At 69.6% G+C, this 11,114-nt stretch carries 9 protein-coding genes; 4 read left to right on the forward strand and 5 right to left on the reverse strand.

Annotated elements, in window-relative coordinates; all coding sequences use genetic code 11:
- Nucleotides 1–23 precede the first annotated feature (23 nt).
- Both FSY98_RS16485 and pdxY read left to right on the forward strand, forming a co-directional pair.
- Nucleotides 24–1,331: an aminotransferase class I/II-fold pyridoxal phosphate-dependent enzyme gene (locus FSY98_RS16485; RefSeq protein ID WP_144877690.1), complete on the forward strand. Its 1,308-nt coding sequence runs from the start codon at nt 24–26 to the stop codon at nt 1,329–1,331.
- Between the two features lie 49 nt (nt 1,332–1,380).
- A complete protein-coding gene (gene pdxY, locus FSY98_RS16490) occupies nt 1,381–2,232 on the forward strand; it encodes a pyridoxal kinase PdxY (RefSeq protein ID WP_144877691.1) in 852 nt (283 codons plus the stop codon).
- Nucleotides 2,233–2,307: 75 nt separating this feature from the next.
- On the opposite strand, the gene FSY98_RS16495 is transcribed toward pdxY, so the two are convergent.
- The 3 genes from FSY98_RS16495 to FSY98_RS16505 all read right to left on the reverse strand — a co-directional run bounded on the left by FSY98_RS16495 (nt 2,308) and on the right by FSY98_RS16505 (nt 5,262).
- Complete coding sequence (locus FSY98_RS16495) at nt 2,308–2,856, reverse strand: HIT domain-containing protein (protein WP_144877692.1); 549 nt, start codon at nt 2,854–2,856, stop codon at nt 2,308–2,310.
- Entirely contained in the window at nt 2,853–4,781 is a 1,929-nt protein-coding gene (gene thrS / locus FSY98_RS16500; protein ID WP_260857561.1) for a threonine--tRNA ligase, read from the reverse strand. The genes FSY98_RS16495 and thrS overlap by 4 nt, the downstream gene beginning before the upstream one ends.
- A gap of 121 nt (nt 4,782–4,902) precedes the next feature.
- Nucleotides 4,903–5,262 (reverse strand): YnfA family protein, encoded by a 360-nt coding sequence (locus FSY98_RS16505; RefSeq protein ID WP_144877694.1) that lies wholly within the window; start codon nt 5,260–5,262, stop codon nt 4,903–4,905.
- A gap of 22 nt (nt 5,263–5,284) precedes the next feature.
- Between FSY98_RS16505 and FSY98_RS16510 the strand changes: the two genes are divergently transcribed.
- Nucleotides 5,285–5,734 (forward strand): hypothetical protein, encoded by a 450-nt coding sequence (locus FSY98_RS16510; protein ID WP_260857552.1) that lies wholly within the window; start codon nt 5,285–5,287, stop codon nt 5,732–5,734.
- A 12-nt stretch (nt 5,735–5,746) separates the two neighbouring features.
- Nucleotides 5,747–7,093 (forward strand): deoxyribodipyrimidine photo-lyase, encoded by a 1,347-nt coding sequence (locus tag FSY98_RS16515; RefSeq protein ID WP_144877695.1) that lies wholly within the window; start codon nt 5,747–5,749, stop codon nt 7,091–7,093.
- A gap of 25 nt (nt 7,094–7,118) precedes the next feature.
- On the opposite strand, the gene FSY98_RS16520 is transcribed toward FSY98_RS16515, so the two are convergent.
- Together FSY98_RS16520 and FSY98_RS16525 are read right to left on the reverse strand one after the other, a co-directional pair.
- A complete protein-coding gene (locus tag FSY98_RS16520) occupies nt 7,119–7,601 on the reverse strand; it encodes a hypothetical protein (RefSeq protein WP_222119179.1) in 483 nt (160 codons plus the stop codon).
- A 25-nt stretch (nt 7,602–7,626) separates the two neighbouring features.
- Nucleotides 7,627–10,995, reverse strand: a complete 3,369-nt coding sequence (locus FSY98_RS16525) for a hypothetical protein (RefSeq protein WP_222119180.1) — start codon at nt 10,993–10,995, stop codon at nt 7,627–7,629.
- Nucleotides 10,996–11,114: the final 119 nt, after the last annotated feature.

Genomic DNA, 11,114 nt, shown 5'->3' on the forward strand with positions numbered 1-11,114 from the left:
TAGAATCGACGTAAGGACACACTATGAGCGACCAGATCATCGGAGCGACGGCGGCCGACATCGCCGACAGCGTGCGCGACCTGCGCGACCGCGGCGTACTCGGCGTCGGCAGCCCGCTCCCCCCGGTACGGGAGCTCGCGGCGATGCTCGGTGTGAATCGCAACACCGCGGTCGCCGCCTACCGTCAGCTCGCTCAGGCAGGACTCGTCGTCTCTCGCGGGCGTGCGGGGACAGTGATCGCCGGTCACGAGTCGGTCGCCCAGGAGGGCTTCGCCGCCGACACCGTGCTCCGCGACGTCGGCACCGGAAACCCCGACCCCCGCCTCATCCCCGACCCGTCCGCCGCTCTTGCGACGGTAGCCGGGCGCCCCGTGCTCTACGGCGAGCCGGTGATCGACCGCGGACTGGAAGACTGGGCGCGGGAGTGGATGGCGAACGACCTCGGTGCTACCGACTTCCGCATCACGATCACGAGTGGTGCCGTCGACGCGGTCGAACGACTGCTGGCACAGGCACTGATGCGCGATGACGCCGTGGCGCTGGAGGACCCGTGCTTCCTCGCCAGCATCCACACCGTCCGCCTCGGCGGGTACCGCGCCGTCCCCGTGGCGGTCGACGACGAGGGAATGACGGTCGATGGGCTTCGCGCCGCCCTCGACGCGGGAGTGCGCGCGGTGATCTGCACCCCGCGCGCGCAGAACCCGACCGGCACCAGCCTCTCGGCACGGCGCGCCGCGGACCTGCGTGCCGTGCTCGCGGACCATCCCTACGTGCTGCTCATCGAAGACGACCACTTCTCGATGCTCTCGCAGCGGAAGTACGAGACGCTGATCGGGTCGGGTCATCGACGCTTCGCACTCGTGCGCTCGGTATCGAAGTTCCTGGGGCCCGACATGTGCCTGGCGCTCGCCGCGACCGATCCGACCACGGCAGAGCGCCTCGCGATGCGACTCAGCCCCGGCACCACATGGGTCAGCCACCTGCTGCAGCGGCTCACGCTGGCGCAGCTCACGGATGCCGATGCCACCGGCCGCATCGCCGCGGCGCGGCAGCACTACGCCGCGCGCAACGAGTCGTTCGCGGCACGGCTCCGCGACGCGGGGCTCGACTCACCGTCCACGGACGGCCTGAGCCTGTGGGTCCGGCTGCCGAAACCCGCGCGCGCCGTCTCGGAGCACCTGATGCGCCGCGGCTGGCTCGCGCGGACGGGTGACGAGTTCGCCCTCGACGACCGCGCCGGACCGTCGCAACACCTGAGACTCACCGTGCACGACCTGTCCGACGAGGATGCCGCCGCGCTCGTCGCCGATCTCGTCGCCGCGGCCCGATGACCACCGACCACCGCGGGCACCGGCCCGCCCCGCACGAAGGGATCGAGGAATGAAGATCCTCTCCATCCAGTCAGCCGTCGCCTACGGACACGTCGGCAACTCCGCCGCCGTGTTCCCGCTGCAGCGAATCGGCGTCGAGGTGCTGCCCGTCTACACCGTGAACTTCTCCAACCACACCGGATACGGCACGTGGCGCGGTCCGCTCATCTCCCCCGACGACGTGCGCGAGGTCATCACCGGCATCGAGGAACGCGGCGTCTTCGGCGAGATCGACGCCGTGCTCAGCGGCTACCAGGGCGGTGAGGGGATCGGCGACGTTATCATCGACGCCGTCGCTCGCGTCAAGGCGGCGAACCCCGATGCCGTGTACGCCTGCGACCCCGTGATGGGCAACGCCAAGTCGGGATGCTTCGTCGCTCCGGCGATCCCTGTCCTGCTGCGCGAGAAGGTGGTGCCCGCCGCCGACATCATCACGCCCAACCAGTTCGAGCTCGGCTTCCTCACCGGGACCGAGCCCGACACGCTGGATTCCACGCTCGCCTCGGTGGACCTCGCCATGGCGATGGGACCGAGCACGGTTCTCGTCACGAGCGTCGAGCGGCCCGACCGCGAGGAGGACACCATCGAGATGCTGGTGGCCGACGCGAAGGGCGCCTGGATCGTGCAGACACCGCGGCTGCCGATGAAGGCGAACGGTTCGGGAGACGTCACCGCAGCGCTGTTCACCGCGCACTACGTGGAGACCGGCGATGCGAAGGTCGCGCTCGAGCGCACCGCGTCGAGCGTGTTCGACCTGCTGAGCCTCACCCTGGAGTCGGAAGCACGCGAGCTGCAGCTCGTCGAGGCACAGGAGTTCTACGCGAACCCGCGGATGCAGTTCACCGCCCGACAGGTGCGCTGAGGCGCGGCACGTTTCGTCTCGCTCCGCTCGCTCAACGACCTGGGATTTGCGGGCTCGCTCAACGATCCGGGGCGGTCAGGCGGAGGGCCAGGCGGCGGAGACCGCTTCGCGCACCTCGCCGAGCAGCTGCGGCAGTGCCTTCGTCTTCGCGATGATCGGGAAGAAGTTGGCATCGGAGGTCCACCGCGGCACCACGTGCTGGTGGAGGTGCGCGTCGACGCCCGCGCCGGCGACGGCGCCCTGGTTCATCCCGAGGTTGAAGCCGTCGCACCGCGACACCTCGCGCAGGACGCGCATGGCGATCTGCGTCAGATCACCGATCTCGGCGACCTCCTCGGGAGTCGCCTGATCGTACGTCGCGATGTGCCGGTACGGGCACACGAGCAGGTGACCGGAGTTGTACGGGAACAGGTTCAGCAGCACGTAGGCCGTCTCGCCGCGCGCGACGATGAGCCTCTCGGCATCCGGATACTTCGGGGCCTCGCAGAACGGGCACTCCTCGCGCAACGGCTCGGGCCCCGCCTGGATGTACGCCATCCGATGCGGGGTCCACAGCCGCTGGAACTCGTCGGGGACGCCGGCCAGCAGACCGGCGTCCTCGACGGAGGAGTGCTCGTCGGTCACGCCAGATCCCCCGCCTTGAGCACCAGCGCATGGGTCTCGATCGCGGAGCGGATGCGGCGGACGGCATCCGCCACCGGCACGCCGTTCTCCTGCGTGCCGTCGCGGAAGCGGAACGACACGGTCCCGGCGGCACGGTCCTGCTCGCCGACGATGAGGATGACCGGCACCTTGGCGGTGGTGTGGTTGCGGATCTTCTTCTGCATCCGGTCGTCGGAGTGGTCGACGTCGGCGCGCACGCCGGCCGCTCGGAGCTGACCGATCACGTCGTCGAGGTACTCGCCGTACTGTTCGGCGACCGGGACGCCGACGACCTGACTGGGCGCCAGCCACAGCGGGAAGTCGCCCGCATAGTGCTCGAGGAGGATCGCGAAGAAGCGCTCTACCGATCCGAGCAGCGCGCGGTGGATCATCACCGGGCGATGCTTCTGCCCATCCGAGCCGGTGTACTCGAGCTCGAAGCGGTCGGGCTGGTTGAAGTCGAGCTGGATCGTCGACATCTGCCACGTACGGCCGATCGCGTCGCGGGCCTGCACCGAGATCTTCGGACCGTAGAACGCCGCGCCTCCCGGGTCGGCGACGAGTTCCAGCCCCGACTCGACCGCCACCTCGCGCAGCGTGTCGATCGCGGTCGACCACTGCTCCGGCTCGCCGAGGAACTTCGGGTTGCCCTCCTCGTTGGTCGACAGCTCGAGGTAGAAGTCGTTCAGACCGTAGTCGCGCAGCAGGTCGAGCACGAGGTTCAGGTTGGTGGTGAGCTCCTCCTTCACCTGATCCTGGGCGACGTAGATGTGCGCGTCGTCCTGTGTCAGGCCGCGGACTCGGGTGAGACCGGAGAGCGTACCGCTCTTCTCGTAGCGGTAGACGGTTCCGAACTCCGCGAGGCGGAGGGGCAGCTCGCGGTACGAGCGCCCGCGCGACCGGAAGATGAGGTTGTGGAACGGGCAGTTCATGGGCTTGAGGTAGTAGTCCTGGCCCTGACGCGTGACGTTGCCCTCGTCGTCGGTCGCCTCGTCGAGGTGCATCGGCGGGAACATGCCGTCGGCGTAGGTCTGCAGGTGCCCCGACGTCATGAAGAGATCCTTCTTCGTGATGTGCGGGCTGTTTACGAGGTCGTAGCCGTTGCGCAGCAGGTGCTTGCGCAGGTTCTCCTCGATCTCGTAGCGGATGATCCCGCCCTTGGGATGGAAGACCGCGAGCCCCGAGCCGATCTCGTCCGGGAACGAGAACAGGTCCATCTCGCTGCCGAGCTTGCGGTGATCGCGACGCTCCGCCTCGGCGAGACGCTCCTTGTAAGCGCGCAGCTCGTCCTTCGAGGGCCACGCCGTGCCGTAGATGCGCTGCAGCTGCGGGTTCTTCTCGCTGCCGCGCCAGTACGCCGCGGCGATGCGCGTGAGGTCCCATCCGTTGCCGATCATGCGCGTGCTCGGCAGGTGCGGACCGCGGCAGAGGTCCTTCCAGACCACCTCGCCGTCGCGGGTGGTGTTGTCGTAGATCGTGAGTTCGCCCTCGCCGACCTCGACCGAGGCGCCCTCAGCCGCCTCGCTGCCGCCGCCTTTCAACCCGATCAGCTCGAGCTTGAACGGCTCGTCGGCGAGCTCGGCGCGCGCCTCCTCGTCGGTGACGACCCGGCGGACGAAGCGCTGACCATCGCGGACGATGCGCTGCATCTCCTTCGCGATGGCCTTGAGGTCTTCGGGTGTGAAGGGCTCGTCAACGCCGAAGTCGTAGTAGAAGCCGTCGGTGACGGGCGGCCCGATGCCCAGGTTGGCCTGCGGGTTGATGCGCTGCACGGCCTGCGCGAGCACGTGCGCGGTGGAGTGGCGCAGAATACCGAGGCCGTCCGGGCTGTCGATCGTGACGGCCTCGACCTCGTCGGCATCGGTCACGGTGGCGGCGAGGTCTTTCAGCACGCCGCCTACGCGCATCGCGACGACGGATCGATCGGAGAACAGGGCGAAGCCGTCTTTCGGCTGGGCATCTTCAGGCACGTAATACTCCATCTGGGTCTCGATCTAGGCTACTCGCATGCCCGGTGCGCGCCGACCGCTACAGCGCCCCCTGCGCGTCGGCGGACGAGCCGGCCGGCGCGAGGATGATGATCGCCGCGCCGACGAGGGCGACGGCTGATCCGATCCAGTCCCACGTGGTCGGCCTGAACCCGTCGACGATGATCCCCCACGCCAGCGACCCGGCGATGAACACACCGCCGTACGAGGCGAGGACGCGCCCGAAGTTCGCGTCGGGCTGCAGGGCGGCGAGGAACCCGTAGGCGCCGAGCGCCATGACCCCGAGCACCGCGAACATCCATCCGCGGTCCTCCTTGACGGACTGCCAGATGAGCCATGCGCCGCCGATCTCGGCCACTGCGGCGAGCACGAAGAGGATGCTGATGCGGAGCACGGTCATAGGGCCACGGTAGCGTGGGCCCATGCTCAAAGACGTCGCACGCTGGTCGCTCGCTCTCCTGCTCGCGGCAGCCGGGGTGATGCACTTCGTGGGCACCCGGGGATTCCGGATCGTCGTGCCGGACTGGGCCACGAAAGCCACACGGCTCGACAAGGATGCGATAGTCGTGGCGTCCGGCGCGGTGGAGATCGGCCTCGGCGCCGCACTCGTGGCGCTGCCTCGCGAGCGGCGGCGGGTGGGTATCGCGACCGCCGCGTTCTTCGTCGCCGTCTTCCCCGGCAACGTGCACCAGTGGCGGACGGGCCGCTCCGCGCCGGGTCTCGACACCGACCGCCGACGTTTCGGACGTCTCTTCCTGCAGCCCGTCCTCGTGGCGTGGGCCCTCTGGGCCACGAGCGAGCCGAAGCCTACCGTGCGAGAGTCCCGGCGTCGAGGTCGGAGACGACACCGCTCGACCGCGCACCGGCGGTAAGACAATAGGGGCATGTCCTCCCCCTCGATCGTCTGGCTCCGCGACGACCTGCGTGTCGCCGACAACCCGGCATTGCGTACCGCGATCGATCGTGACGAACCGCTCGTCGTCCTCTACGTGCTCGACGAGGAGTCACCCGGTATCCGCCCTCTCGGTGGCGCCGCGCGATGGTGGCTGCATCATTCGCTGGCCTCGCTGCGCGACCACATCGCCGACCTCGGCGCGCGACTGATCCTTCGTCGGGGGCCTGCCGACAAGGTCGTGCGGAGCGTGGTCGACGACATCGGTGCGTCAGCGGTCTTCTGGAACCGCCGATACGGCGGCCCCGAGCGCGAGATCGACGCCGCACTCAAGTCGTCGCTGCGGGAGGACGGCATCGAAGTGGCCTCATTCGCAGGCTCGCTGCTTCACGAACCGTGGACGGTCAAGACCGGGAGCGGAACCCACTTCTCGGTCTTCACCCCGTTCTGGCGCGCGGCCCGAGCGCTTCCCGCGCCCCGCGCACCGCTTCCCGCGCCACGGAGCCTCGACGGGGTCGGCCGCCCGCCCGCATCCGATGACCTGGACGACTGGCAGCTGCTGCCGACGCGTCCGGACTGGGCGGGTGGGCTGCGCGACACCTGGGAGCCGGGCGAGAAGGCCGCCCGGGCGCGACTGCGTTCGTTCCTGCGCGAGGATCTCGGGTCCTACGATCGCGCTCGCGACGAGCCGTCGGCCGGCGCGACCTCGCAGCTCTCCCCCAGGCTCCGCTGGGGGGAACTCAGTCCGTTCACCGTCTGGCACGAGGCGGTCGAGACGGAGGGCGCAGCGGGCTTCCTCTCCGAGCTCGGCTGGCGCGAGTTCGCCTGGCACACCCTCTTCCACTTCCCCGACCTCGCGACGAAGAACCTCCGGGGCGAGTTCGATGCCTTCCCCTGGCCGCGTCTGCGCCCGTCGCACCTCACGGCGTGGGAACGGGGCGAGACGGGGATCCCGCTCGTGGATGCAGGGATGCGCGAGCTCTGGCACACCGGCTACATGCACAACCGCGTGCGCATGGTCACGGCTTCCTTCCTCATCAAGAACCTCATGATCGACTGGCGTCTCGGCGAGGAGTGGTTCTGGGACACGCTCGTCGACGCCGACGGCGCGAACAACCCCTTCAACTGGCAGTGGGTCGCGGGGTCGGGAGCGGATGCCGCGCCCTACTTCCGGATCTTCAACCCCGAGCTGCAGGCGAAGAAGTTCGACCAGCGCGGTCTCTACATCTCGCAGTGGGCGTCGGATGCGCCGAAGGAGCCCATCGTGGACCTCGGTGAGACGCGGAAGGCCGCACTCGCCGCGTACGACGAGCTGAGGCGCTCGTCACGCACGACGTGACGAGCGCCTCGACAGGGCAGTCAGCTCAGGACGCGTAGCGCTCGACCCGCAGGACGCAGTCCAGCGTCTCGTCCTGTACGGCGACGGACGTCTCCCAGTCGGCGCTCGCGCCGGCGTCGATGGGCTCGACGTTCACCTGGGTCAGCGATCGCGTGTCGCCGCCCTCGGTGAGCAGCGAGACGTAGATCCGGTACGACGCCGCCGCTGCGCTGGAGTTGGTCACGGTACCCGCGACCTCCCAGTGGTCGCCCGCGAGCTCGCAGGTCTTGACCTCGGCATCGGCCAGAGCTCCTTCGAGTCCCTCGCCCGAGCCCGGGGTGTCGACGATGTCTGTGACGCCGGCCTGTGCCTCTTCGGAGGCTGTGGGCGTGGGCGTCGGTTCGGGCGCCGAGTCGGTGCAACCGGCGAGCACCAGGCCGAGAGCGACGGCGATGCCCGCCGCGAGCACCCCCTTGGCAGCCGTGCGGCGGCCTGCGGTGTGCTGCGGGAAGGTCCGGTGGTTCTGCATCGTGTCGCCTTTCAGTGCGGTATCGCTAGGAGGAGAGATTCTGGGAGTCGTCGCGGCGACGGCGTCGGCCGATCAGGAGGAGGACGAGCCCGCCGAGGAGGATGACGGCCGCTCCGCCGATGAGCGGGGTGGGGTCGCCGCCGCCGGTGAAGGGCAGGAAACCTGTCTGATCCGGACCGGCGGTCGGAGCAGGAGCCGGAGCAGGCGACGGGCCCGCGGTGGGTTGCGGAGCAGGCGTCGGCGACGGGTCAGGCGTCGGCGACGGATCAGGAGTCGGCGACGGGTCAGGCGTCGGCGTCGGGTCGGGCGTCGGCGTCGGGTCAGGCGTCGGCGTCGGGTCAGGCGTCGGCGACGGGTCAGGAGTCGGCGACGGGTCAGGCGTCGGCGACGGGTCAGGCGTCGGCGACGGATCAGGCGTCGGAGTCGGGTCAGGCGTCGGAGTCGGTGTGGGCACGCGGCCGGGTAGCTGCACCGCGTCGTCGGCGACGTCGGTCACCGGCACCCCGGAGTCGGCCTCCACGCTCATCACCTCGGCTCGCGACGTTACCACGGTGCCTTCCATCGCCGGCGTGATGATCACGGTGGCCACGGCGGTCACGCTCTGTCCGGGGAGGAGCACTCCCGGCTCGCCGGGCCACACGTAGGTGAGGCCGGACAGCCCGGGGTACGGATCGGTGATCGAGACCCCGGTGAGGATCGTGGTGCCCGTGTTCGTAGCGGTGTAGCGGAAGACCAGGGTGTCTCCGGCGTAGCCCCTCTGGCCGTCCTGGACCGCGATGTTCATCGCGAGACCGATCCGAGGCTCGTTCGGCACCTGGATGCGCACACTGTCGCTCCCGCCTACGGACGCCCCGCCGGGCGCAGTGCCACTTGCTGAGGCCGTGTTGTCGATGTGACCACGGGTCACGTCGGCGAGCGTGATGACGTAGTCCGCCGAGACCGTCGCCGACTGCCCCGCCGCGAGCACCCCTGGGACTCCGGGCCATGTCACCGTCGGGTTGCCCAGGCCGGGGAGATCGTCGCTGACCGTGACGCCGCCGAGGGAGACGTTCCCCGTGTTGGTGACGGTCACGAGGTAGCGCACCGTCGCACCCTGCTGCGCAGTGGTGAGCAGCGTCGCCGACTTCTGCACCGTGAGCGCGGGCGCGGAGGCGATCAGGTTCTCGCCCGTGTCCTCGTCCGTCACGATCACGCCGCCGCCGTCACCGGCCGTCGTCGCGATGGAGCCGATGCGACCGGCATCCACGTCCTGCTGGGTGAGGGTGTAGGTCGCGACAGCGGTCGCCGTGGCTCCGGGCAGCAGCACGCCGTCCGCGCCCGGCCAGGTGATCCGCAGCCCCGTGAGACCGGGCTGACCGTCCGCGAGCGTGACGCCGCGGAGCGTCACATTGCCGGAGTTCACGATCGTGAAGGTGTAGTCGACCCGATCGCCCGGGCGCCCGGTGGCGCCGGCCGCGAGAGTCTGCGTCTTCGTGATGTCGATCGCGGGCACGGCACCCGCGGTCGGCACGAGGGATTCGTTCGAGTCAGCGGTCACCGCGTCGCCACCGGGAGTGAAGCCGCCCGCGGTGGCGGTGTTGCGCACCGAACCGGCATCGATGTCGTCCTGGGTGAGTACGTAGGTGGCGCTCGCCTGCACGGCTTCTCCCGGCGCGAGGCTGTTCGCCGTCGTGGGCCAGGTGCCGTAGGAGATCCCGGACAGCCCCTGCAGCGGATCGTTCAGCGCCACCGAGGTGAGCGTCAGCGTCCCGGTGTTCCTGATCTCGAAGTCGTAGCGCACCTCGGATCCGACTCCGCCGGCACCCGCCCTCGTACCGATCTTGCTCACCGCGAGCGATCCCGTACCGCCGACGAGCGGAACGATAGTCACCGGCGAGCGATGCGTCACGGTGACACCGGCCGGCGTCGTGCCTGTGCCGGTCGTGACGTTGCGCACCGTCCCGGCGTCCACATCCGCCTGGTTGACGAGATGAGACGCGGTGATGGTGACCGTCTGCCCCGGCAGCAGTCGACCCGGCTCGGCCGGCGACGGCCACGTGTAGACGAACCCGGCGAGAGCGTCGACGGTGTTGCCGAGCGTGACCCCGGTGAGCGTCGTGTTCCCGGTGTTCTGAATCGTGAACGTGTACTCGATCGTGTCTCCGCGGACGCCGGTGTCGCCGGCGGCGAGGCTGGCGGTCTGGGTCGTGCGGATCGCCTGAGAGGGGTTCGTCGGATCCGCCGTCGTGATGGTGAACGGCTCCGAACTGTCGGAGACCACGACCCCTCGAGGAGACGTGCCGAACGACGTCGCCACGTTGGTGATGGATCCTGCGTCCACATCGGCCTGGGTCACCGTGTACCGGGCGACGCCGCTCGCCGTGCCGCCGGGCGGCAGGATTCCGGTCGTCGCAGGGAACTCGATCTGCGGGATGCTCAGCCCCTGCAGGTCGTCCTGCAGACGGATCAGGCGCAGCGTCACGTTGCCCGTGTTGGTGATGTCGAAGCTGTACTCGACGATGCTGCCCACTTCGCCGGCACCGCTCACGAAGGAGCCGCCCTTGACCGTGCGGATCGCCGGCGTCTGCGCTGCGGTCGGTACGGTCGGCGCCGTCGCCCGGGCTGTCAGCTCTTCTCCGGCGGGCGTCGTCGCGCGCACCGTCGCGGTGTTCTGCACCGAGCCGCGGTCGACGTCGTCCTGACTGATGGCATACGGAGCACGGCCGACGGCGAACTGTCCTGGTGCGAGCACTCCGGCAGCGCCTGGCCAGTCGATCGTGATGGCGCCCACGCCCGCGAGCTCGTCGGTGATGCCGATGCCCGAGAGGGTCACGGTGCCCGTATTCGCGATGCGGAACCCGAAGGTGACGCTGTCGCCGGTGGCATTCGCCCCCGGGGTCGTCAGCGCCGCGGTCTTCGTGAATTCGAGTCCGGGTGCGGGAACCAGCGACACCGTCGCCGGAGCGGATGCCGTGGCGGGGGCGCCGCCGTTGGGCGGCGTGCCCGTACCGGTCACGACACTGCTGACGCTGCCGGCGTCGACGTCGGACTGCGTGAGGGTGTAGGTCGCCGTCGCCCTGACCGACTCGCCGGGTACCAGTACGCCCGGAGTGCCCTGCCACACGTAGTCGGGAGCGTCTGCTCCGGCGAGAGCATCGCTGAGCGCCGCCCCGCTGAGGGTCACGTTCCCCTCGTTGGTGAAGAGATAGTTCCAGGTGACGAGGTCGCCGGCACGACCGGTCGCTCCGGGTGCGAGTGCACCCGAGTTCCGCACAGAGACCGCCGGGGCGATGGCCTGGGTGGGGACGATGCTCTCGGGCGAGGTCGCGGTGATCGGGCCGCTGCGCGCGGGCGTACCCGTCGCGGTCGCCGTGTTCACCACACGCCCCGCATCCACATCCGCCTGCGTGATCACATACGACCCCACAGCCGTCGCCGTCTCCCCCGGAGCGATCACACCAGGAGCACCAACCACCGGCCACACCACATCCGACAACACCACCCCCGGCACCGCATCCGACAACACCACACCCG

Origin of the sequence: Microbacterium sp. 1.5R (assembly GCF_007667425.1) — a bacterium.
Taxonomy (GTDB): Bacteria; Actinomycetota; Actinomycetes; order Actinomycetales; family Microbacteriaceae; genus Microbacterium.

Bases quoted from the DNA above. Each gene is read 5' to 3' on its own strand.
- FSY98_RS16485 (WP_144877690.1), top strand. From the start codon at position 24: ATGAGCGACCAGATCATCGGAGCGACGGCGGCCGACATCGCCGACAGC.
- pdxY (WP_144877691.1), top strand. From the start codon at position 1,381: ATGAAGATCCTCTCCATCCAGTCAGCCGTCGCCTACGGACACGTCGGC.
- thrS (WP_260857561.1), bottom strand. From the start codon at position 4,781: ATGCGCGTAGGCGGCGTGCTGAAAGACCTCGCCGCCACCGTGACCGAT.
- FSY98_RS16505 (WP_144877694.1), bottom strand. From the start codon at position 5,262: ATGACCGTGCTCCGCATCAGCATCCTCTTCGTGCTCGCCGCAGTGGCC.
- FSY98_RS16510 (WP_260857552.1), top strand. From the start codon at position 5,285: ATGCTCAAAGACGTCGCACGCTGGTCGCTCGCTCTCCTGCTCGCGGCA.
- FSY98_RS16515 (WP_144877695.1), top strand. From the start codon at position 5,747: ATGTCCTCCCCCTCGATCGTCTGGCTCCGCGACGACCTGCGTGTCGCC.
- FSY98_RS16520 (WP_222119179.1), bottom strand. From the start codon at position 7,601: ATGCAGAACCACCGGACCTTCCCGCAGCACACCGCAGGCCGCCGCACG.